The following is a 23,286-nucleotide window of genomic DNA, read 5'->3' on the forward strand; positions in this document are numbered from 1 at the left end:
GGCGCCGGCGGGGTCGGCCGGGACGGGACCGCCGTCGGCCGGGCGGGCGCCGGCGCCGGGCGCTCCCCCGCCCTCCGGCCCGGCCCGGCCGTCGGCCTCGTTGCGGCGCCGGTGCACGAGCAGCCCGGTCCAGCTGGCCGCCAGCAGGACCGCCCCCGCGATCAGCAGCACCGTCGCCGTGCCGATCGCGCCGTCGGTCAGGTCCCAGACCATCTCCGGCACGCCGACCGTGACCCCGATGACGCCCATGACCAGGAGCACGGCAGTGCGGTCGAGGAAGTAGTAGGCGATGCACGCCGCCGCAACCAGCAGGGTGGCGGCGTACCCCCATGCGTTCTCGTCGGTCCAGGACAGCAGGGTCTGGCCGGCCGCCAGCGCCAGGCCGGCCCCCAGCCCCAGCCCCAGCCGGCGCTCGGCGGCGGCGCCCAGGGCCGACAGCACCGCCCACACCACGCCCAGCGCCAGCCAGCTTCCTCCCAGCAGGAGGGTGTCGTCGCCGGAGGCGAACTCCTCGACGAGCGTTCCGACCACGCCGACGCTCATCCCCCACACCGCGACCTGGCCCACGGCCGAGGGCAGTGCGGCATAGCCGGCGGCGGCGACGGCCAGCCCGACCAGGGGCGGCAGGTAGGCGGGGTCGCCGTCCTCCGCGACGTCGACCGCCACCGCCACCGCGAAGGCCGCCAGGACGGCGGCCAGCGCCAGGAGCACCCCGGCGATCCGGCGCCGGACGTCGGGCACCCGGTTGCGGCGCCCGAGCATCTCCTGCGGGCCGCCGCTCATGAGCATCGCGCCGCCCGCTGCCGCGGCCGCCAGCACCGCCAGAAGGGTGATGCGGGCGTCGTCGCCCAGTTCCTGCCAGGAGGCGGCCGCCAGCGCGACCGCTCCGGCCAGCACCAGGCCGCCGCCGATGTAGCCGACGATCTCCATCCAGCGCACGCGCCCGGGCGCGGGTTCGGCCGCGGCCAGCGCCATCCGCACCTGGTCGGCCTGCCAGGCCGAGATGACGCCGCGCTCGACCAGACCGCTCAGGGCCGTGTCGCGGGACGGCTTCGACTCGCTCACCTGTGTCCTCCTCCCGCACTCGCAAAGCCGCCGGCGGACTTCGCCGGACGCCTCCATCCCATCGTGCCGGGGCCGGGAGGACCTGAGTACCGGTACTCAACGCGCACGGGGGGCGACCGTGCCGCGGTGGGACACGCGGGGGCGGCGCGGGAGCGCGGGGCCGCCGTCACCGGCCGCCGGGAGCGGCGGCCTCGGAGGTCCGGCCCGGGCGGCGCAGAGGCGCTCCGGCGCGGTGCATGTGGGTCAGCGCCTCGACGTGCGAGCGCACGAAACCGGTCTCGTGGTAGGACAGCCCGATCTCGGCGCAGTAGGCGCGCACGATGGGGCGGGCGCGGCGCAGGTGGGGAGAGGGCATGCTCGGGAAGAGGTGGTGCTCGATCTGGTAGTTGAGCCCGCCAAGGGCGAGGTCGGTGAACACGCCGCCGGTGACGTTGCGGGAGGTCAGCACCTGCTTGCGGAGGAAGTCGGGCTTGTCGCCGCCGGTGAGGGTGGGCATGCCCTTGTGGTTGGGCGCGAAGACGCTGCCCAGGTACACGCCGAACAGGCCCTGGTGGACGGCCAGGAACAGCAGCGCCTTGCCCGGGGAGAGCACGGTGAACAGGGCGCCGAGGTAGAGGGCGAAGTGCGCGGCCAGCAGCGCCGCCTCCAGCCACCGCAGGCGCAGGCGGGGGCGCAGCAGCGAGCGGACGCTCTGCACGTGCAGGTTCAGGCCTTCGAGGGTGAGCAGCGGGTAGAAGAGCACGGCCTGCCACCCGCCGATGATCCGCGCCGGCCCCGACGCGCGCTCGGCCTGGTCGTGCGACCAGACCAGCAGGTCGGGGGCGACGTCGGGGTCGAGGTCCTCGTGGTTGGGGTTGGCGTGGTGCCTGGTGTGCTTGTCCTGCCACCAGCCGTACCCCATGCCGATCCCGAGGTTGCCGACGATCCGCCCGGCCGCCTCGCTGGGGCCGCGCGTGCGGAAGACCTGGCGGTGGGCGAGGTCGTGCGCCGCCAGTGCCACCTGGCCGAAGACGGCGGCGAGGTAGACCGCCACCGCCATCTGCCACCAGGAGTCCCCGATCAGCACAAACGCCGCCCACCCGGCGATGAAGAGGACGGCGAGCGCGCTCAGCCGCACCGCGTAGTACACGGGTCGGCGGCGCATCAGCCCCGCCTGCTCGATCCGCCGCGTCAGTGCCGCGAAGTCGCTGGGGGTGCGGGACGCACCCCTGCGCCCGCCCCCGCGCGGCGCTCCGCGCTCCGCGCTCGATCCTGTCGTGGTCATGCTGGCTCCTCCACGCGTCGATCCGCTGCCGGAACCCTCGCCCGACAGGGCTCAGCGTGGTGCAGGGCTGACCGTCCGCCATCGCGTCGACCGGGGGATACGCCGCGCACCGCGCTCCGCCCGGTTGCGGCGGAGGTCGGAACCGCTGCCGAACCGGTTCCTTCAACCTAGGCGATACCGGAAGCCGCCACGATGGTGCGGGCTTGCTAACCGAAGGTGGAGCCCGCACCACCCCCTGCACTACCACAAAGCGCCCGCCCTCGGGCAACGGGGCGAATGCGCGCCGTCCGGTGACGCGACATCAAGAACCGTACTCGGCGCGGATGCGCTCCGCGAAGTGGGAAAACTCGCATCCGTGCAGGAACGCGGACCGCATCGTGCCCGGGTCGGCGGCGCCGGAGCCGGCGATGTCGAAGGCCGTTCCGTGGTCGACCGAGGTGCGCAGGATCGGCAGCCCCACGGTCACCGAGATCGTACCGTCGAAGTCGAACGTCTTCGCGGCGATGTGCCCCTGGTCGTGGTACTGGGAGAGGACACCGTCGTAGCGGTCCTGCAGGAGCTGGTGGAACACGGAGTCGGCGGGCACCGGGCCGGCAACGTCGGCGCCGGAGCCCCGCACCCGCTCGACGGCGGGGGCGAGGTGGTCGATCTCCTCGGTGCCGAACGCGCCGTTCTCGCCGCCGTGCGGGTTGATGGCGGCCACGGCCAGGCGCGGCTCGTCGTGGCCGAAGACCCGCAGGGCCGTGAGCGCCTCCTCGATCGCGGCGACCTGGTGGTCGGCGCCGACCTGGTCCAGCGCCGTGCGCAGCGACACGTGGCGGGTGGCGAAGAAGATCTTCTTGCCGCGCACCACGAACATGGTGTTCTGCCGGGTGACCCCGGTGAGCGCGCCCAGCATCTCGGTGTGGCCCAGGTGCTCGCTGCCGGCGGCCCAGATGGCCTCCTTGTTGATGGGGCCGGTGACGACGCCCGCCACGCGGCGGTCCATCGCCGCGCGGGTGGCGACCTCGACGGCGCGCACGGCGGCCGCGCCGGCGCGCGCGTCCACCCGCCCCCAGGGCAGCTCGGTCTCGCCCAGCTCGCCGATGTCGAAGCAGTCGAGGACCCCTTCGCGCTCGGCGGGCAGATCCCAGGAGTCCAGCGCGCGGACCTCCACGTCCAGGCCGCACACGGCGGCCGCGCGCCGCAGCACGGCGGGGTCGGCGACCACCACGCCCCGGGCGGAGGCGGTGCCGCCGACCTCGCTGAGCGTGCGCACGGTGATCTCGGGCCCGATCCCCACGGGGTCGCCGACGGTGACGGCGAGGGCCGGACGGCCGGTCGCGGTGTGGGCGGTCTCGGACAATTGGCTTCCCTCCCAGGATGCGCCGGCCGCGGCGGATAGCGCGGCCGGGCTGTTCGGATTCGTCTGCCGCGGCGCCGGAGGTCCCCGGCGCGCGGTCACACCCGCGGCGGTGTGCGCAGCGGGCCGGGGGGATCGGGCGCCTGCGGGGCGTTGGGAGCGTGCGGGGCGTGGTGCTCGGGCACCTCGGCCGGGACCGTGCGCATGCGGGCCTGCACCGCGCGGCGCAGCTCGCCCAGGCACGCGACCAGGGTGGAGTCGTCGCCCACCAGGCCGCCCTTGGTCACCACCGGAACTCCGTCGAGTGCTCCACCGCTGAGCCTGCCGTGCACGGCCAGCGGCACCACCTCTCCGTCCACCTCGAAGGCGCGCACCTCCAACGCGTCGAGGACCGCCGAGGTGACTTCGCCGCCGCTGGTGTAGAGGCCGCTCGGCGCAGCGCCGCCGATCCCCCGCACCGCCTCGGCGACCAGTCCGGCGAGCAGTCCGGGCAAGGCGAGCTTGGCGGCTTCGGGCAGTTCGACGACGTCGCGGGCCGCCCCGGAAGTCCGCAGCACCACGGGTTCGGGGAAGGCGCCCGCGGCGAGGGTGTCGGCGAGCTCGCCGGCGAGCCCCGCGCGGTAGCCGGGCTCGTCGCGGGCCAGGCGGGCGGCGTCGGCCTCGACGAACCGCACGGGGCCGCTGCGGGCGGCCGCGTCGAGCTGGCGACGGGTCAGCTCGGTGGCGCTGCCGACCACGCCCAGCAGGGGACCCGCCGCGGCCGCGCTCCCGCGCAGCCCGAGCGCCTCGGCCAGCAGCGCTCCGGCGGGCCCCGGGTCGACGGCCACCCATACGGTGCCGTGGTCGCGGTGCGCACGGGCGGCGGCCCGGGCGATGTCGGCCAGGTGCTGCTCGGTGAGCGCGTCGCAGAGCACGACGGGTTCCGCGCCCGCCGCCAGTTCCGCGTCGAGCGGCCCCTGCGCGACGCTGCGCAGCGGGACGTGGCGCAGCGGTAGGGCCGTCTGCTCGGCGAGCAGGTCGGCCACGACGCTGGTGCGCATCGGGCTGAGCGGGTCCAGCGCGAGCTCGGTGCGCTCCAGCGGGACGCCGTCGAGCAGCTGGACGCCGTCGACGGTGACCCGCCCGGAGGCCGGGAACGCGGGCGCGAGCAGGGCCCGCACCGGGGTGGGCTCGGCGACCCGCGCGCGCACCCGGCGCCACGCCGCCTCCAGCTCCGCGCCGACGTTGCCCCGCAGGGTGGTGTCGGTGCGCTTGACCACCAGCGCCACCGGCCAGACCGCGTCGATCGCGGCGGCGACCGCTTCGGCGGCCCGGCCCGGTGGCATATGGCGGCTGTCGAGGTTGACCACGACGGCGTCGTAGTCGCGGGCCGCGCGCGGGGCCTGCTCGGGTGTGACCGTGGCCACGCGCATCCCGGCGCGCGCGAACCGGGCGCCGGTGGCGTTGGCGCCGGTGAGGTCGTCGGCGACGACGAGTACCTGGGCCACGGTGGTCTCTCCTATCCCAGAACGAGGGCGGCGATACCCAGCAGCGGGATGCTGGCCAGCCACAGTGTCGTGGTGGCGCCGGTCCACATCTTCATCGCCGGAGCGCCGGAGAGCCCGGTGAAACGGGTGACGACCCAGAAGAAGGAGTCGTTGACGTAGGAGAAGACGAAGGAGCCGGAGCACGCGGAAAGAACGGCGAGCGTGGGATCCACCCCCGCCGACTGCACCAGCGGCGCGCCGAGCGTGGCGGCGGTGATGATGGCGACGGTGCCCGAGCCCTGGGCGATGCGCACGAAGGTGGCGATGAGGAAGGGCATCAGGAACAGCGGGACGGGCCAGGTCGAGACCTCCTCGGCCAGGGCGTCGCCCACGCGGGACTGGCGCAGCACCTCGCCGAAGGCGCCTCCCGCGCCGGTGATGAAGACGATCATGCCGGCGGAGGCGGCCGCGGAGGTGAGCCAGCCCACGACGGTCGTGCGTTCGATGTCGAGGCGCGGCAGCAGGTAGACGGCGATGACCAGGCCGATCAGCAGTGCGACGGCGGGTTCGCCGATGAAGGCGAACACGTCGGCGACACGGCTTCCCTCGGCGGCGGCGCCGCTGACGGTGTTGCCGACGATGAGCAGGAGCGGCAGGAGCAGCGGGATCGCCGCCAGCGCCGGGTGCACCCGCGGCTTGGCGTCGTGGCCGGGTCCGTCGGCGGCCGCATCCGCGGGGCTCCCCGCCGACGCGGAGCCGCCCGGCGCCCCGCCGGAGGCCGCGGCGCCGGCGGCCGCCGGCTCGGGCAGCAGCTCGGGGTCGAGGTGGCGCTCCAGGCGCTGACCCATGATGCGGGCGTAGGCGACAACGACGGGCACCAGGATCACGGCCATCACCAGGCCGGCCACGACGACGGTGCCCAGGTCGGCGCCCAGCAGCCCCACCGCGGCCAGCGGCCCGGGCGTGGGCGGGACCAGGTGGTGGGTGACCGCCAGACCGCCGGCGAGCGCGAGGGAGACGCCCACCAGGGGCTTGCCGTAGCGCCGGGCCAGCGAACGGGCGAGCGGGTGCAGGATGACGAACCCGGAGTCGCAGAAGACCGGGACCGAGACGACCGCGCCGGTGGCGGTCATGGCCACGTCCTCGCGGCCCTTGCCGAAGGCGCGGACGAACATCCGCGCCAGGGCGTCGGCGCCGCCGCTCTCCTCCAGGACCTTACCGATCATGACGCCGAGTGCGATGACGATACCGATCCCGGCGAGGGTGTCGCCGAACCCGGAGGTGATGTAGCCGATCAGGTCGTTGATGGGGACTCCGGCGACCACGCCGGTGACCAGCGCGCCGGCCAGCAGGCCGACGAACGCGTCCAGTCGCGACCACACGATGATCGCGACGACAGCGGCGACGCCGAGGACCAGCGCCGCGAGCAGCTGCACATCCATGTCCGCCCCTTTCGTGGGGTCAATCGGTTGCCGCAGGCGTGATGGGGCCGCCTGCGGTCGCTGCGACGCGGAGCCGGCAGGAGGGGTCCGCGTCGAACGCGCGGGCGTCCTCGTCGCTGATGCCGTCGTCGGTGACGAGGACGTGGGGGCCGGGCACGACCGCCCAGTAGGGGTGCTCGCCGGTGTGGAGCTTGCTGGAGTCGGCGACCACGACGACCTCGCGGGCGCTGCGCATCTGCAGCTCCTTGACCGCCGCCAGTTCGGGGCTGGGGCAGTTGACGCCGCGGCCGGGGAGCAGCCCGTCCGCGCCGATGAAGGCGATGTCGGCGGTGATCCGGTCGAGGACGCCGCGCGCGTAGTCGCCCACGATGGAGCCGCGCCGCCGCCGCACCCGCCCGCCGACGACGATCAGCTCGACGCCTTCCGCGTCGTGCAGGGCGGTCATCGGCCCCAGCCCGCTGGTGACCACGGTGGGACCCGAGCGGGCGGCCAGCCGCTCGGCGATGAAGGTCGTGGTGCTGCCCGCGTCGAGCAGCACCACGTGGTCGTCCTCGACGAGGTCGGCCGCCAACGCCGCGATCCGCCGCTTGGCGGCGGCGTTGCGCTGGCTCTTCTGCGCCCAGGACAGCTCACCGCCCCCGGGCGAGGGCACGGCGCCGCCGTGCGTGCGCACGATCTTGCCGGCCTGCTCCAGCTCGGTCAGGCCGCGACGCACCGTCGACGGGCTGATCCCCAGCGCACGGGCGAGGTCCTCGACCCGGTGGACGCCGTCGACGACCGCGTCCAGGAGCTCCTGATGGCGCACGCGGCACTCCCGATTGCTTGCTCATTTCACGCAGATGAACGGCATAATAATGACTCAAATGAGCATTACAAGCAACAGGTAGACCAGATCGTGACTGAACTGCGCAATTTCACCTGGGACCCGGCGGGGGCGCCGAGCGCACCGGCCCTGTTGGACCAAGCCGCCGAAGGGGCCTCGGGCGTGTTGGCGGGTCCGTCCGGAGGGTGCGCACGCGGGCGCGCCCCGCTCCCGGGCGCGAAACGCCGCTCCTCCGGCGCGGGGCGGTCGGCGCTGCGGCAGGGACCGGTGCCGCTCCCGCGCGGCCGGGGGAAGGGGCCGGGGCGGGTCCCGGCCGACAGGACGGGAACGCGGCGGGAGCGGTGCCGGGGCGCCGCGCAGGAGGACGGCGACCCGGCGAGCACGCCTCAGCCCGCGGGCGGGGCGGCGACGGCGCCCGTGCGGCCGCGGGCGGCCAGGAATTCGGCGGTGCCGGCGTCGGCGGGGAAGAAGGACTCGACGACGAGCTCGGCGAGGGTGACGTCCACGGGTGTGCCGAGTGTGGCCACCGTGCTGAAGAACGAGAGCTCACGGTCGCCGTGGCGCAGGCGCAGCGGCACGACGAAGTCGCCGGGGCCGCCAGGACCGCCCGGGGCGCTCTCGGCCGCGGAGCCGTCGTCGCCGGGATAGGAGCGCAGCTCGGCGTAGAGCTCGCGCAGGTCGGCCGCGTCGGTGACCTCCGCCTGGCGCCGCAGGCGCCCGAGCAGGTGCGCCCGCCACTCGCCCAGGTTGGCGATCCGCGGCGCCATCCCCTCGGGGTGGAGACTGGCCCGCAGCACGTTGACGGGCGGGCTCAGCAGGTGGTCGGCGACGGTCTCGGTGAGCAGGGCGATGCCGGCGTTGGCGTCGAGCAGGTCCCACCGCCGGTCCACGACCACCGCGGGGTAGGGCTCGTGGCCGGTGAGCATCCTGCCCACGGCCGTGCGGACCTCCGCCATCCGCGGGTCGTCCAGTGAGGTCTCCGGGTAGGCGGGCGCGTAGCCGGCGGCGAGCAGCACCCGGTTCCGTTCGCGCAGCTCCAGGTCCAGGTGGTCGCACAGGCGCAGGACGAGGTCGCGGCTGGGCCCCGAGCGCCCGGTCTCGACGAAGCTCAAGTGCCGGGTGGACACCCCGGTCAGGCCGGAGAGCGCGAGCTGGCTGAGGCCGCGCCGCGCGCGCCAGTGCCGCAGCAGGGCGCCGACGGGCTCTGCCGTACGCGCCGACACCATCACCATTGCGCCGCCTCCTCTGGTCGGGCCGAACGCTCCCGCGCCTCGCCTGCCCCGCCACGATGCCCGCATTGTGCGGCCGTGTCCATTACCCGCCGGGTAACGCCCGCGGACGCCGGCCCGCCGCTACCTCGCGCGTAATCGACGGGCGCGGTGTCCCGTGACAGCTTTCTCGGCACCGGCCGGGGCGATCGACGCAGTCTGCGCCCCGCACTCGGACCCGACTATGGAGGACACACCATGCAGGACTTCGACGACCTGGTGAAACGCTACATCGCCGCATGGAACGAGGCCGACCCCACCGCCCGGGCCGACGCGGTCGCCCGACTGTGGACCGAGGACGGCCGCTACACCGACCCGCTGGCCGACGCCTCCGGGCACGAGGCGATCGCCGCGGTCATCGCCCAGGTGCAGGAGCTCTTCCCCGGCCACGTCTTCCGCGCCCTGCCGGAGGTGGACGCCCACCACCACGTCGCCCGGTTCGGCTGGGAGCTCGTACCCGAAGGCGGGGGTGAGCCCGTCGCGGTCGGCTTCGACGTCGCCGAAGCGGCCGACGACGGGCGGATCAGCGCCGTCTACGGCTTTCTCGACAAGGCGCCCGCGATGGGGTGACCGGCGCCCCGGCCGCTCCGGCCCGCAGGGGGCGTTGCCATCCGGGCGGGAGCGGCCGGCGCTCGGCCACGGGGCGTCGGCGGTCCGGCCGCCCCCTCTCGGCCGGGCCGCGCCGCCCGCGTCGCCGAAGCGGCCGGCGACGCGGTGCCGGCGGCGGCCTTCAGGACCGCCGCGCCGCCGAGGGCAGCGCGAAGTGGACGGTCTCGCGGGTGACCTCGCGCTCGTGCACGGTGACCGGCCCCAGCCCGCCGAGCGCGGCGACCACCTCATCGACGAGCCCGGGCGGCGCCGATGCGCCGGCGGTCAGCCCGACCGTTCGCACGCCCGCGAGCCACTCCGGCCGGATCTCGCCCGTGTCGTCGACCAGATGGGCCGGGACGCCGCGGCGCTGGGCAAGCTCCACCAGCCGCACGGAGTTGGAGGAGTTGGCCGAGCCGACCACCAGCACAACGTCGGACTCCCCGGCGATCGCGGCCAGCGCGTCCTGGCGGTTAGTGGTGGCGTAGCAGATGTCCTCGGAGGCGGGCCCGCGCAGCGACGGGAAGCGGGCCCGCAGCGCGTCGACGACCTCGGCGGTCTCGTCGACGGCGAGGGTGGTCTGGGTCAGATAGGCGACCCGCTCGGGGTCGGCGACCTCCAAGGCCGCGACGTCCTCGGGCGCCTCGACCAGGACCGTGCGCGCGGGCGCCTGTCCGAGGGTGCCCTCCACCTCCTCGTGGCCGCCGTGGCCGATGAGCACCACGGTGTCGCCGCGGGACGCGAACCGGCGCGCCTCGGTGTGCACCTTGGTGACGAGCGGGCATGCGGCGTCGACGACGTGCAGACCCCGCTCGGCCGCCTGCCGGTGCACCTGCGGCGAGACGCCGTGCGCGGAGAAGACCACGGCGGCCCCCTCGGGGACCTCGTCGAGCTCGTCGACGAACACGGCCCCGCGCGCTTCGAGCCCGGCCACGACGTGGGAGTTGTGCACGATCTGCTTGCGCACGTAGACGGGTCCGCCGCGCTGCTGGAGCACCTGCTCCACCACCTCGATGGCGCGCTCGACCCCGGCGCAGAAGGACTGGGGAGCGGCGAGCAGGACGGTGCGCGCCGCTCCCGCGACGGCGAGCCAGGCGTCGACGGCCTCGCGGAGGGCACTCTCGCCCGCCTGCCCCGGCACCGTCGCCGCGGTGGGGGCCGCGCCGAACCCGCGCGGCGGGTCGGACCCCGGGACCACGGCGGTGTAGCCGCCGCCGTGGACCGCGCCGGCCGCGCCTTCGCCGCCGCTCGGCGGGGTTACTCCTCCCCCGGCGGCCGGGCGGCGGCTTCCGGGCAGCCGCAGTGCGCCCCGGACCGGGCGGGCGCCGCGGCGGCTCAGTTCGCCGGCGACCAGGTCGGCAGCAGGGCAGGGGACGTCGGGACCGTGCGGGGGGACGAGGCGGTCGGCGACCAGGACCTCGCCCAGGGGCGGGTCCCCGCCGCCGGGCGCCGTGGCCGGTGCTGCAGTCTGAGGGGTCCGGGACATGGCTGTGTGCCTCCTCGGCTCGGCCGTGGTCAGTGGTCGCGGCGGACGGCCAGGCGGGCCAGCTCCGCCAGTTCGGCGGCGGGGGCCGCCGCCGCGGCCGCGGAGCGCAGATGCTCCAGCGCGCTCTCCAGCAGGGCGGCGGTCTCGCGCTCGGCCCAGGAGCGCCCTCCCGCCAGCTCGACCAGCTCGGCGGCGCGGACCAGGTCGGGGCCCTCCAGAGGCCGGCTGCGGGCGAACAGGGCCGCCAACTCGCCCGACTCCGCGGTGCCGGCGGCCAGCGCGGCCACGACGGGCAGCGACTTCTTGCGGTTGCGCAGGTCGGAGTGGACGGGTTTGCCGGTGGTCGCCGGATCGCCCCAGATGCCCAGCAGGTCGTCGGCGATCTGGAAGGCGAGGCCGAGCAGCTCGCCGAAGCGGTGCATCCCTTCGGCCCGCCCCGGCGCGGCTCCGCCGAGGGAGGCACCGAGGCCGCAGGCGCAGCCGAGCAGCGCGCCGGTCTTGGCCTCGGCCATCGCGCGGCATTCCGCGGGGGCGATGTCGGCGCGCCGCTCGAAGTCCATGTCGGCGCTCTGGCCGGCGATGAGCCGCTGGACCGTGCTGTTGAGCCGCCGCACCGTGTCGCTGCCGGCGGGGTCGCCGCCCGCGGCCAGGGTGTCGAACGCCAGCGACAGCAGCGCATCACCGGCGAGGACGGCGCCGCCGGTCCCGAAGACGCGCCAGGCGGTGGCCCGATGCCTGCGGGTGGCGTCGCCGTCCATGACGTCGTCGTGCAGGAGCGAAAAGTTGTGCACCAGCTCGACGGCCACCGCCGCCGGGACCGCGCCCTCCCCGGAGCCCCCGGCCGCCCGGGCGCTGAGCAGCGCCAGCGCGGCGCGGAACAGCTTGCCGCCCGCACCGCCCACCGGGTTGCCGTGCTCGTCGCACCAGCCGAAGTGGTACTCGGCGATCGCTCGCGGCGCGGAAGGAAGGGTCGCGACCGCCGCCCGCAGTGCGGGGTCGACGACGTCGCGGACGCCGGCGAGCACATCGGCGGCCGGTCGGCCGCCCGTCGTCTCCTCGATTGCCACCATGGTCGCAAGTCCCTTCTGTGCGTAGCGCCGATCGGGTCAGCGTCCGGTCTCGACGTGCTCCAGAATCCCGAGGGCGTCGGGGACCGGCACGGCGGCCGAGTAGTAGGTGCTGACCAGGTAGGACATCAGGGCCTTGTCGTCGATGCCCATGAACCGCATCGACAGCCCGGGCTCGTACTCGTCGGGCAGGCCGATGTGGTGGAGGCCGACGACGCCCTGGTCGTCCTCGCCGGTGCGCATCGCGAGGACGGAGGTCGTCCCCGCGCCCGTGACGGGGATCTTGTCGCAGGGCAGGATCGGGATCCCGCGCCAGCCGGCGACCGCGTGGCCCTGGTGTTCGACGGTGTCGGGGTAGACGCCGCGGCGGCTGCACTCGCGGCCGAACGCGGCGATCGCGCGGGGGTGCGCCAGGATGACGCGGGTCTTGCGCCGCCGGGAGACGAGGTCGTCGAGGTCGTCGGGGGTGGGCGGACCGCTGCGCGTGGGAATCCGCTGCCGCAGATCCGCATTGTGCAGCAACCCGAAATCGCGGTTGTTCACCATCTCGTGCTCCTGGCGCTCCCGCAGCGCCTCCACCGTCAACCGCAGCTGCTCCTCCAACTGGTTCATCGGCTGGTTGTACAGATCCGCCACCCGCGTATGAACCCGCAGCACCGTCTGCGCCACACTCAGCTCGTACTCCCGCGGCGCCGCCTCATAATCCACGAACGTCCCCGGCAGCGACGGCTCACCCGCATGCCCCGACGCCACCGCGATGTCGGCTTCGCCGTACTTGTTGGCGGGACGGAAGGCGCGCCCGCGCGCCTGCTCGATGTGCGTGCGCAGCGCGGCGGAGGCGTCTGCGGTCTGCAGGAAGCGCTCGCGGCTCAGTGCGAGCACGGTGCAGGCGGTCCTGGCCCTGACGGTCTCGCCCCAGGTGCCGGGCGCGGCCTCCAGCGCGGCGCCGCCGAAGTGGTCCCCGTCGGCCAGCTGGTCCACCACCGCGTCGTCGCCGTAGTCGCCGGTGCGCAGCACCGCGGCCTTTCCGTGCGCCATCAGGTACACGTGGTCGACGGGGTCGCCGGCGGCGGCGACGACGTCGCCGGGACCGTACTCGCGCTGCTCGAAGCGGTCGGCGAGCGCCTCCAGGACGCCCTGGTCGCCGAAGCCGCGCAGCGCGGGCAGCTCGGCGAGCTCGGGCGGCAGCACCCGGACGTCGGCGCCGGTCGAGACGAAACTGACCCGCCCGTCGCCGACAGTGCAGGTCAGTCGGCGGTTCACCCGGTAGGCGCCGCCGTCGACCTGCACCCAGGGCAGGGACCGCAGCAGCCAGCGGGAGGTGATCCCCTGCATCTGCGGGGGAGTCTTGGTCGTCGTCGCGAGGTTGCGCGCCGCCGCGGTACCGAGGCTCCGCTGCTCGGGCCGCTCGTTCTCGACGCTTGGGTCCGTCATCGGGTGCACCACCTGACTCGGTTCGTGTTTCTCGGGTTCGTGCCGGGGCCGCGGGGGTCGCGGTCCGTCCGGCGGTCGCGGCCGGGCCGCCACCGGGCGGGGTCGCCGTCGGCGCTCCACCCGGCGCCGGCGGGTCCGTGCGGGCGGAAGGGGGCGGGGAGCCTCGATGCGGTCGGCGCCCGTGCGGCCGGATCGGGGCTGCGGGGGGTGCCGCACGGGCGGGTCCGCGGGGCGGGAGCCTCAGTCCTCGCGTCCGACCTCGACGTTCTCCAGAATCCCGAGGGCGTCGGGGACCAGCACGGCGGCCGAGTAGTAGGTGCTGACCAGGTAGGACATCAGGGCCTTGTCGTCGATGCCCATGAACCGCACCGACAGCCCCGGCTGGTACTCGTCGGGCAGACCGGTCTGGTGGAGGCCGATGACGCCCTGCTTCTCCTGGCCGGTGCGCATGAGCATGATCGAGGTGCTGCGGGTGTCGCTCACCGGGATCTTGTTGCAGGGGAACATGGGCACGCCACGCCAGGCGGGCACGCGGTGCCCCTCGATGTCGGCGCTTTGGGGATAGACGCCGCGGCGGCTGCACTCGCGGCCGAACGCGGCGATCGCGCGGGGGTGGGCGAGCAGGAAGTCCGGCTGCTTCCACACCGTGGCCAGCAGCTCGTCGAGGTCGTCGGGGGTGGGCGGACCGCTGCGCGTGGGAATCCGCTGCCGCAGATCCGCATTGTGCAGCAACCCGAAATCGCGGTTGTTCACCATCTCGTGCTCCTGGCGCTCCCGCAGCGCCTCCACCGTCAACCGCAGCTGCTCCTCCAACTGGTTCATCGGCTGGTTGTACAGATCCGCCACCCGCGTATGAACCCGCAGCACCGTCTGCGCCACACTCAGCTCGTACTCCCGCGGCGCCGCCTCATAATCCACGAACGTCCCCGGCAGCGACGGCTCACCCGCATGCCCCGACGCCACCGCGATCGCCGCCTCGCCGCCGGGGTCCGCCTGGGGCACGTCCCGGGAGCCGATCTCCGCCAGATGCGCACGCAGCGCCTCGGAGCGCCCGGCGACCTCCTCGAACTCCGACCGCCGCAGGGTGAGCACGGTGCAGGGGGTTAGCGCCTTGGCCGTGGCGTCCCAGGTGCCCTGGTCCTCGACCAGGGCGGCCGCACCGAAGTGGTCGCCGTCGATCATGGTCCCCAGGACCGCATCGTCGCCGTACTCGCCGCTGCCCAGTCGGCTCACCTTGCCGTGGGCGATCAGGCACACCCGGTCGGCCGGGGAGCCGCGCTCGACGATGACGTCGCCGGGCGCGTATTCCTCCTGGGTGAAGCGCTCGGCCAGCGCCTCCAGCGCGGCTTCGTCGCCGAAGTCGCGCAGCAGCGACAGCTCGCACAGCTCGTGCGGGATCACCCGCACGTCGGCGCCGGTCGAGACGAAGCTGACCCGCCCGTCGCCGACGGTGTAGGTGAGCCGGCGGTTCACGCGGTAGGAGCCGCCGGCGGCCTCGATCCAGGGAAGCAGGCGCAGCAGCCAGCGGGAGGTGATCCCCTGCATCTGCGGGGGAGTCTTGGTCGTCGTCGCGAGGTTCCGCGCGGCCTCGGTTCCCAGGCTCAGCCGCTGCTGCCCGTTATCCACACCGGACTCGGTCATGGAGTTTCCACCCAATCCTTGCTGAGGGTTGATTCTGTGCCGATTGTTCGTCGACCGGCGATCCCGGCACACGGAATCCGACCGGCGCCCGGATCAACGGTGGACGTTCGTTATCCGAGCACCATTCGTGCGCGGATGTCGGGGAAATCCGATCTCGCCTTCCACGGGGATGCTCGGACCGTCGTCCGCCGCGGGGGACGGGAGACGCACCGGAGAACTCCGCTTCGCACGCCGCTTTGTCGGGACCGGCTTCTTCGGCGGTCACGTTCGGTGTCCGGTCGATCGCACACCTGGTCGGCACCTCACGTACCCGGCGATCCTGCGCGCATGCGCCTCGAACACCGACTTCCACCACGGACGCCTATCGCGCGCTCATAGACCCCGAATTCGGTTCGCACGGAACAGCGGCGGCGATTACCGCGCCGAACCCCTTACCTGCGACCAAGCAAGGCGCCACCGCGTTCAGGACCGCGCGTATCCCGGTACGAAGAAATCCGCCGGAATAGCGGAACAGGCCCCGGAGGACCGAATCCGGGCATTCGGTAACCATAATGAAGGCATGCCTGCAACCGGGCTCGCGGGCCGCGGTTCGCCTCACCATAGAGGATAAATCAGACCAAGCAATAAAAGCAGTCCGGATACACCGAACTGCTCATACCGACTCGATCTCCATTTTCCGCCTGGGGTGCGGCCGGCGGGCCGGCGCAGCGGGTGCCCGCTGCGCCGGCCCGCCGGGCCCATCAGCCGCCCGCCGCGGCGGGCTCGTGCTCCTGGCGCAGGATGCCGCGCACCGCCGCCTCGACGGCCCCGGCGTCGATCCCGGCCTCGCGCCGCTGCTCCTCGGGTGTGGCCGAGCCCGGCATCCCCGTCACCGCGAGCTTCATCGTGCGCGGCGTGGAACGGGTGTCGGCGAACACGTCCAGCACGGCGTCCCCCAGCCCGCCTTCGGGCCAGTGGTCCTCGACCGTGACGATGCGCCCCGTCTCCTCGGCCGCGGTGCGCAGCGTCGGGGCGTCCACCGGCTTGATCGAATAGGCGTCGATCACGCGCACGCCGATCCCCTCGCCGGCGAGCGCATCGGCCGCGGCCAGCGCCTCGTACACCGTCGCGCCGGCGGCCACGACCGTCACCCGGTCGTCGGCCGAGGAGCGCAGCACCTTGCTGCCGCCGATCTCGAAGCCCTCGTCGGGCCCGTAGAGCACCGGCGTCTTGCCGCGCAGCGTCCGCAGGTAGCTCACCCCGTCGTGCTCGGCCATCCCGGCGGTCAGGCGCGCGGCGGAGTTGGCGTCGCAGGGGTGCAGCACCACGCTGTTGTGCACGGCGCGCAGGGCCGCGATGTCCTCCAGCCCCATCTGGGAGGGGCCGTCCTCCCCGATGGACACACCGGCGTGTGACCCGACGAGGTTGATGTCCGCGCGGCTGACCGCCGCCATCCGGACGAAGTCGTAGGCGCGGGTGAGGAAGGCCGCGAAGGTCGCCGCGTAGGGCGTCCACCCGCGTACCTGCAGCCCCACCGCCGCGGCGATCATCTGCTGCTCGGCGATGTAGAACTCGAAGAAGCGGTCCGGGAGCTGCTCGGCGAAGAACTTGGCGCGCGTGGAGTCGGCGACCTCGCCGTCCAGCACGACCGTGTCGGGGCGCGCGGTGCCGAGCGCCGCCACCGCCCGCCCGAAGGCGTCGCGGGTGGCCTCCTCATCGCCCACGGCGTAGGTCGGCAGGTCCACCCGGGAACCGCCGGGACGCTGGCGCACTCCCCCGCTGTCGGGCAGCGCCACGTCGATGCGCAGGTCGCGCCGCCCGCCCAGCTCGGAGATCGCCTGCTCGGCGTCGCTCAGCGGCTTGCCGTGCGCGCCCTCCTGGTCGGCGACGGCGCTGACGCCGGCCCCCTTGACGGTGCGGGCGATGATCGCGGTGGGGCGCTCGGCCTCCTCGCGCGCCCGGCGGTAGGCCGAGTCGATCTCGTCGACGTCGTGCCCGTCGATCTCGACCGTGTGCCAGCCGAACGCCTCCACGCGGCGGCGGTAGGCGTCCAGGTCCCAGCCGAGCCGGGTCGGGCCGCGCTGCCCCAGCCGGTTGATGTCCAAGACAGCGGTCAGGTTGGCCAGGCCCGCCTGTCCGGCGTACTCCATGGCCTCCCACACCGAGCCCTCGGCGAGCTCGCTGTCGCCGCAGAGGACCCAGACGCGGTACGGGAGGCGGTCCAGGCTCGCGCCCGCCAGGGCCACGCCCGCTCCGATCGGCAGGCCCTGCCCGAGGGACCCGGTGGCCACGTCGACCCACGGCAGCCGCGGCGTGGGGTGGCCCTCAAGCGGGCTGCCCAGCTTGCGGTAGCGCAGCAGCTCCTCGTCGGAGATCGCGCCGCAGGCCTTGTACAGGGCGTACAGCAGCGGCGACGCGTGCCCCTTGGAGAAGATCAGGTGGTCGTTGCCCGAATGGGCGGGCTCGTCGAAGTCGTAGCGGAGATGGTCCGAGGCGAGCACGGCCATGAGGTCCGCCGCCGACATCGACGAGGTCGGGTGCCCCGAACCCGCGGCGTCGGCGGCGCGGACCGCGTCGACGCGCAGCTGCTGTCCCAGCTCCTTGAGCCGTTGCCGGTCGGTCATCGTGTTCTTCCTCCTCATATGGCATAGCGCCGCGGAACGGCAGCCCGGGCCCGCTACCCGCCAAAGGGCCGCGCATGCGCCGGCGGCGGTTCACCGGGCGCGGGCGCCCGCCGGTCGTGCAGCCCCTGCACGGTGGCCCCGGCCAGGTAGTCGACGACGTCGGCGGCGCTGGACCGGCGGGCGTGGGCGGCGCGCTGGCGTGCGGCGCCGCCGCCGCGCGTGCGCAGCTCGGCCAGCGCCTCCAGCGCGTACCCGAGGTCGCCGGAGCGGGCGAGGTAGGGCCGCAGGTGCTCGACGGCCCCGGCGAGGACGGAGTGGACCGGACGCAGCCGGCCGCCGCCCAGGGGATCGGGGCAGCTGCCCTCCAGCCCGTCGCGCGCGGCGCGCCACAGGTCGCCGCGCAGCACCGCCGGGTCGCGCCGCGCGGGCGTCCGGCCGGCGGCGGCGTCGTCCAGCGCGGCGCTGACCAGGGCGCGCACCAGGACCGCGAGCAGGGCCGACTCCTCGGGGGTGGAGGGAACGTCGCACACCCGGATCTCGACCGTCGGGTTGTAATCGGAGAGCCGGATGTCCCAGTAGACCATCCGGCGGTCCAGCGCGGCGCCCGACTCCAGCAGCGCCGCGACGCAGGTCTCGTAGTGCTCGGCCGACTCCATGGGGGGCGGCGGCCCCCCGGTGGGCCAGCGCGACCAGCGGGGCTGGCGCCAGCTGGCGTAGCCGGTGTCGGCTCCCTCGCAGACCGGGGAGTTGGCGCTCAGCGCCAGCAGGACCGGCAACCACGGCCGCAGGCGGTTGCTGGCCGCCACCCCGCTGTCGCGGTCGGGAACGCCCACGTGCACATGGCAGCCGCAGTTGGTGCCCGCCGCTGCGGCCACGGCGCCGAAGCGCTCGGCGATGCGCCGGTAGCGCGATCCCGGGTTGAGCCGCTGGGGGCCGCTCTCGGCCATGATCGGCACGCCCGCGGCCACCACCCGCACGCCCTGGCCGGCGGCGGCTTCGGCCAGCCGCCGGCGCGCGGCGCGCAGTCCGCCGAGCAGCTCGTCAACCCGGGTGCAGACCGGGCCGGCCGACTCGACCTGGCTCCGGGTGAACTCGCCGAGCAGCGCGCTCGCCCCCGGTGCGGCGGAGTCCAAGACCTCGACACTGCGCGGGGCGAGCGCCCCCGACGCGTCGACCAGGAAGAACTCCTCTTCGACACCCATCGTGGGCACGCCGGCGCCTCCGCGCCGGAGCGACCGGGAGACGACCATGGATCACCGCCCTCCGCGATTGCGCCCCCGGCCGCCGGCGGCACCGCGCGGGGACAGGCGTCCGTCCTCGGTGGTCGGCTCGCCGGGAACCCGAGACTGGTTGCGATGGTGGGGCGGCGCCGCCCGGGGCCGCTGCCCGCGGGACGGCGCGGCGGCGGCCGCGCGGCGCGCCCCGAAGGCGGACCGCTCGGTGTCCGCCTACCCCGCCGGTGCGGACGGTAACCGCTGACTTGCCCGGATACCGCCCACTGCAGGACGCGGGCCGGCCGGTTCGCGGCGCACGGTCCGCCCGCGCGGTGCCCGTCCTCTCCTTCGGGGCGGTCGGGGGACGGTTTCCGCAGGCGGCCAGGGGGGTAGCCGGGGGCGTGACGCTCCACGACGGCGTGGCGGAGGTGGTCCGCATGCAGGTCTTTCGCGACCGCGACGACGGCGGGCGGCGGCTGGCCGACCGTCTCCTCGCACTGCGGCTGCGCGATCCCGTAGTGCTGACGCTGCCCCGCGGCGGCGTGCCCGTGGGCCGCGTGGTCGCCGAGCGGCTGGGCGCCCCGCTGGACGTGACCGTCGTACGCAAGATCACCAGCCCCGACTTCCCGGAGACCGCGGTGGGCGCCGTCACGGCCGAAGGCGCGCCGATCATCAACGACCGGCTCAAGCGCATGGTCCACCCCGATCCCGACGTACTGGCGGACAGCATCGAGAAGGAGCGCGCCGAGGCCAGGCGCAGGGTCGAGGCCTACCGCGGCGCGCGCCCCGCACCGCGGGTCGCCGGGCGCGACGTGGTGGTCGTCGACGACGGCCTCGCCACGGGCATGAGCGCCCGGGCGGCGCTGTCGGCGCTGCGCGAGCAGGGGCCGGCGTCGCTGACACTGGCGGTACCGGTGTGCTCCCCCGAGGCCGCCGACGCCCTGGGGGACGTGTGCGACCGCGTGGTGTGCGTGCTGTGCCCGCCGCGGTTCCAGGCGGTCAGCCTGTGGTACGAGAGCTTCCCGCAGGTCGACGACGCCGAGGTCCAGCGCATGCTGGCCGGCGCCGGGGCCTGAGCCCCGGTGCCTCTACGATGTCGCCATGCCGGCGCATCTCGAACTCCAGGACTACGTTTCCGCGATCACGCGAAGCGGCGAAGTGTTCCGCGGCGCGGCCGAGCGCGCCGGCCCTGCGGCGCGCGTGCCGACGTGCCCGGACTGGACGGTCGCCGAACTTGTCGCCCACCAGGGCATGGTGCACCGGTGGGCCGCCGCCGTCCTCCGCGGGGACGGCGACCACGACACCGAGCGCTCCCACGCCGAGGGAGCGGCGGCGCCGGACCCCTTGGCCTGGTTCTCCGCCGGTCTCGCCGACCTGGTCGAGACGCTGCGCGCGGCCCCGGACGACGCGGAGGCCCCGGTGTTCTTGAAGAACGCGCCGCGGCCGCGGCTGTTCTGGGCTCGCAGGCAGGCGCACGAGACCGCGGTGCACAGCGTCGACGCGCTCTCCGCGGCTCTGGGCGCGCCGCCGCCGACCGCCGACGCGCCGGTCACGCCGGCCCTGGCGGCGGACGGGATCGACGAGCTGCTCTGCGGCTTTCTGCCGCGGCGGAAGAGCAGGCTGCGGTCTGCCCAGCCCCGCACCCTCCTGGTGCGGTGCGACGACACCGGCCACTCCTGGTCGCTGCGCATCAGTGAGGAGCCCGTCGTCGCGGTAGCCGGCGCCCCGGCCGCAGCGGGACCCCCCGACGCGGTGTTCAGCGGCACGGCGGTGCAGCTCTACCTCGCCCTGTGGAACCGCGGCCGCGAGGTCGCGGTCGACGGCCTCCCGGAGCTCGTCGAGCAGTGGCGCGCGCAGGCGCGCGTCGAATGGGGGTGAGCCCCGCGCACCGCCGCACCGAGCGGCGCGCGGGGCGCGGGACGCGATCGGCAAAGGGATCTTGAATCGATTTTATCGAATCCCTTCCCGACTTCTCCCGACCGTGTTATGTTCGTTCGCCCAGAGGCAATTGAAAGCGCTTTCAACTGTAAACGGAGCGGCCAGGATTCCCGTGGCCGGGGAGGTTTCGCCGAACGCCCTCGCACCACCACCCGCTTCGAGACCGCACCCGGGAAATCCGGACCGACGACCGATCAAGCCCCATCCCCCACCGATCCCCAGCGCCGGTCCGCGGCAGGCGGAGCCCGCCTCCGTGCTTTTCCGTGCGGCGGCGCTCGGGGAGCGAGGAGCACTCGGATGACAGACGGAATCCCCCCGACCCGCGGCCGGGGCAGAACCCGGCTGCACGCGGCCGCCGCGGCGGCGGCCGCGTGGGCCATGGGCGCGGCCCTCCTGGCGGCCCCGCCGGCGAGCGCGGCGGCCGGCTGCAGCGTCGACTACACCGTCAACCAGTGGAACAACGGCTTCACGGCCCAGGTGGCGATCACCAACCTCGGCGACCCGATCGACGGCTGGACGCTGGAATGGGAGTTCGCCGACGGCCAGGCCGTCACCGGGTCCTGGAACGGCGAGGCCACCCAGTCGGGGTCGAGTGTGCGCGTGGACAACGCCGCATACAACGCAGCGATCGCCACCGGCGGCACCGTCGAGTTCGGCTTCCAGGCCACCCACAGCGGAACCAACGACGCTCCCCGGGCCTTCACCCTCAACGGCACGGTCTGCGACGGCTCCACCGGCGGCGGGGACGACGGCGGCGGAGATGACGGCGACGACGACGCCTCGGGCCGCCAGGTCGAGGCCCTCGACCGCGGTCCGGTCAGTGTGCGCAGCGGCGACGGCAACCTGGTGAGCTGGCGGATGCTGGCGACCGACCCCGGCGGCGTCGCCTTCAACGTCTACCGCGGCGGCACCCGGGTGAACTCCGAGCCCCTCACCGGCGCGACCTCCTACCTGGACTCCCCGGCCCCCTCCGGCGCGGAGTACACCGTACGGCCCGTCGTCGACGGCCGGGAGCAGGAGGCCTCGCGCTCGGCTCTGCGGTTCGGCCGGGGCTATCTGGACGTCCCGCTGCAGCGGCCCGCGGGCGGCAGCACCCCCGACGGCTCCTACAGCTACTCGGCCAACGACGCCAGTGTCGGCGACCTCGACGGCGACGGCGCCTACGAGATCGTGCTCAAGTGGCAGCCCGACAATGCCAAGGACAACTCCCAGTCCGGCTACACGGGCAACACAATCGTCGACGCCTACGAACTCGACGGCACCCGCCTGTGGCGCATCGACCTGGGCCGCAACATCCGCGCCGGCGCCCACTACACCCAGTTCGCGGTCTACGACCTGGACGGCGACGGCGCGGCCGAGGTCGCCATGAAGACCGCCGACGGCACCGTCGACGGCCGGGGCGAGGCCATCGGCGACGCGGACGCCGACCACCGCAACAGCGGCGGCTACATCCTCTCGGGGCCGGAGTACCTCACGGTCTTCGAGGGCGCCGATGGCGCCGAACTGAGCACCGTCGACTACCTCCCCCCGCGCGGCAACGTGGCGGACTGGGGCGACGACTACGGCAACCGGGTCGACCGGTTCCTGGCCGGAGTGGCCTACCTCGACGGCGAGCGGCCGAGCCTGATCATGGCGCGCGGCTACTACACCCGCTCGGTGATCGTCGCCTGGGACTGGCGCGACGGCAGGCTCACCGAGCGCTGGACCTTCGACAGCGACGAAGCCGGCTCCGCCTGGGCGGGCCAGGGCAACCACCAGCTGAGCATCGCCGACGCCGACGGCGACGGCCGCGACGAGGTGGTCTACGGCGCGATGGCCGTGGACGACGACGGCAGCGGCCTGTGGAACACCGGCTACGGCCACGGCGACGCCCTGCACGTGGGCGACTTCCTGCCCGAGCGCGGCGGACTGGAGGTGTTCGACATCCAGGAGCGCACCGGAGGCGAGGCGGGCGCCCACCTGAACGACGCCGCGACCGGCGAGACCCTGTGGCGCAAACCCACGGCCGACGGCCAGGAGGGCCCCGGACGCGGCGTGGCCGCCGACGTGTGGGCCGGCAACCCCGGCGCGGAGTTCTGGGCGACCGGCGGCGGGATCAGCGGCCTGTTCGACGGCCGGGGGAACAACGTCGGCCGCACGCCGTCCTCGGCGAACTTCGCGGCCTGGTGGGACGGCGATCCGGTGCGCGAACTGCTCGACGGCACGCACATCGACTCCTACGGCCCCGACGGCGACGAGCGCCTGCTGACCGGCGAGAACGTGGCCTCCAACAACGGGACGAAGGCCACTCCGGCGCTGAGCGGCGACATCCTCGGTGACTGGCGCGAGGAGGTGGTCTGGCGCACCGAGGACAGCAGCGCCCTGCGCATCTACTCCACGCCGCACCCGACGAACGTCCGGATGCCCACGCTGATGCACGACACCCAGTACCGGGTGGCCGTGGCCTGGCAGAACACCGCCTACAACCAGCCGCCGCACCCGAGCTTCTTCCTCGGCGACGGCATGGACGCGGCTCCCCTGCCCGACGTCCACACCCCCTGACCCGCCCTTCGCGGAAGCGCGCGGCCCGCCGGCACCGGTGCCGGCGGGCCGCGCCGCGCTCGTGCCCGGCGGAAGGCCGAAAGCCGTGCCTCGGCAAAGGCGGC

General features: G+C 74.4%; 17 protein-coding genes. 4 read left to right on the forward strand and 13 right to left on the reverse strand.

Features of this window, described 5'->3' with window-relative positions:
• The 7 genes from ABEA15_RS21325 to ABEA15_RS21355 all read right to left on the reverse strand — a co-directional run.
• A partial coding sequence (locus tag ABEA15_RS21325; protein WP_345558559.1) for a DUF2157 domain-containing protein occupies positions 1-1,065 on the reverse strand: 1,065 nt, incomplete at its 3' end.
• A 166-nt stretch (positions 1,066-1,231) separates the two neighbouring features.
• Positions 1,232-2,209: a fatty acid desaturase family protein gene (locus tag ABEA15_RS21330; RefSeq protein ID WP_344146673.1), complete on the reverse strand. Its 978-nt coding sequence runs from the start codon at positions 2,207-2,209 to the stop codon at positions 1,232-1,234.
• Positions 2,210-2,630: 421 nt separating this feature from the next.
• Positions 2,631-3,674: a 4-hydroxythreonine-4-phosphate dehydrogenase PdxA gene (gene pdxA / locus ABEA15_RS21335; protein ID WP_345558561.1), complete on the reverse strand. Its 1,044-nt coding sequence runs from the start codon at positions 3,672-3,674 to the stop codon at positions 2,631-2,633.
• Between the two features lie 95 nt (positions 3,675-3,769).
• Positions 3,770-5,158 carry a four-carbon acid sugar kinase family protein gene (locus ABEA15_RS21340; protein ID WP_345558563.1) on the reverse strand — a complete coding sequence of 463 codons (1,389 nt, stop codon included), beginning with the start codon at positions 5,156-5,158 and terminating at the stop codon, positions 3,770-3,772.
• A gap of 11 nt (positions 5,159-5,169) precedes the next feature.
• Positions 5,170-6,579: a GntP family permease gene (locus ABEA15_RS21345; RefSeq protein ID WP_345558565.1), complete on the reverse strand. Its 1,410-nt coding sequence runs from the start codon at positions 6,577-6,579 to the stop codon at positions 5,170-5,172.
• A 19-nt stretch (positions 6,580-6,598) separates the two neighbouring features.
• Positions 6,599-7,384 carry a DeoR/GlpR family DNA-binding transcription regulator gene (locus ABEA15_RS21350; protein WP_345558567.1) on the reverse strand — a complete coding sequence of 262 codons (786 nt, stop codon included), beginning with the start codon at positions 7,382-7,384 and terminating at the stop codon, positions 6,599-6,601.
• A 404-nt stretch (positions 7,385-7,788) separates the two neighbouring features.
• A complete protein-coding gene (locus ABEA15_RS21355) occupies positions 7,789-8,634 on the reverse strand; it encodes a helix-turn-helix domain-containing protein (RefSeq protein WP_345558569.1) in 846 nt (281 codons plus the stop codon).
• Positions 8,635-8,868: 234 nt separating this feature from the next.
• Here ABEA15_RS21355 and ABEA15_RS21360 point away from each other — a divergent pair, with 234 nt between their 5' ends.
• Complete coding sequence (locus tag ABEA15_RS21360) at positions 8,869-9,240, forward strand: nuclear transport factor 2 family protein (RefSeq protein WP_345558571.1); 372 nt, start codon at positions 8,869-8,871, stop codon at positions 9,238-9,240.
• 160 nt (positions 9,241-9,400) lie between these two features.
• Here ABEA15_RS21360 and ispH read toward each other — a convergent pair whose 3' ends face one another.
• The 6 genes from ispH to ABEA15_RS21390 form a co-directional block, all read right to left on the reverse strand.
• On the reverse strand, positions 9,401-10,744 hold the full coding sequence (gene ispH, locus ABEA15_RS21365) for a 4-hydroxy-3-methylbut-2-enyl diphosphate reductase (RefSeq protein WP_345558573.1): 1,344 nt from the start codon (positions 10,742-10,744) through the stop codon (positions 9,401-9,403).
• Between the two features lie 29 nt (positions 10,745-10,773).
• Positions 10,774-11,814: a family 2 encapsulin nanocompartment cargo protein polyprenyl transferase gene (locus tag ABEA15_RS21370; protein ID WP_345558575.1), complete on the reverse strand. Its 1,041-nt coding sequence runs from the start codon at positions 11,812-11,814 to the stop codon at positions 10,774-10,776.
• Positions 11,815-11,850: 36 nt separating this feature from the next.
• Positions 11,851-13,245, reverse strand: coding sequence for a family 2B encapsulin nanocompartment shell protein (locus tag ABEA15_RS21375; protein ID WP_345558577.1), 1,395 nt, complete (start codon positions 13,243-13,245; stop codon positions 11,851-11,853).
• A gap of 240 nt (positions 13,246-13,485) precedes the next feature.
• Entirely contained in the window at positions 13,486-14,886 is a 1,401-nt protein-coding gene (locus tag ABEA15_RS21380; protein WP_345558579.1) for a family 2B encapsulin nanocompartment shell protein, read from the reverse strand.
• 740 nt (positions 14,887-15,626) lie between these two features.
• On the reverse strand, positions 15,627-17,489 hold the full coding sequence (locus tag ABEA15_RS21385) for a transketolase (RefSeq protein WP_425579431.1): 1,863 nt from the start codon (positions 17,487-17,489) through the stop codon (positions 15,627-15,629).
• A 53-nt stretch (positions 17,490-17,542) separates the two neighbouring features.
• A complete protein-coding gene (locus ABEA15_RS21390; protein WP_345558629.1) occupies positions 17,543-18,691 on the reverse strand; it encodes a carboxylate-amine ligase in 1,149 nt (382 codons plus the stop codon).
• A 413-nt stretch (positions 18,692-19,104) separates the two neighbouring features.
• On the opposite strand from ABEA15_RS21390, the gene ABEA15_RS21395 reads away from it, so the two are divergent.
• The 3 genes from ABEA15_RS21395 to ABEA15_RS21405 all read left to right on the forward strand — a co-directional run bounded on the left by ABEA15_RS21395 (position 19,105) and on the right by ABEA15_RS21405 (position 23,182).
• The gene (locus ABEA15_RS21395) at positions 19,105-19,779 is read left to right on the forward strand and encodes a phosphoribosyltransferase (protein ID WP_345558583.1); all 675 of its coding nucleotides are present in this window, start codon (positions 19,105-19,107) and stop codon (positions 19,777-19,779) included.
• 25 nt (positions 19,780-19,804) lie between these two features.
• Positions 19,805-20,581: a maleylpyruvate isomerase family mycothiol-dependent enzyme gene (locus ABEA15_RS21400; protein WP_345558585.1), complete on the forward strand. Its 777-nt coding sequence runs from the start codon at positions 19,805-19,807 to the stop codon at positions 20,579-20,581.
• A 357-nt stretch (positions 20,582-20,938) separates the two neighbouring features.
• Positions 20,939-23,182 (forward strand): rhamnogalacturonan lyase family protein, encoded by a 2,244-nt coding sequence (locus tag ABEA15_RS21405; protein ID WP_345558587.1) that lies wholly within the window; start codon positions 20,939-20,941, stop codon positions 23,180-23,182.
• Positions 23,183-23,286: the final 104 nt, after the last annotated feature.

Source organism: Streptomonospora halophila, from assembly GCF_039542725.1.
Classification (GTDB): Bacteria; Actinomycetota; Actinomycetes; order Streptosporangiales; family Streptosporangiaceae; genus Streptomonospora; species Streptomonospora halophila.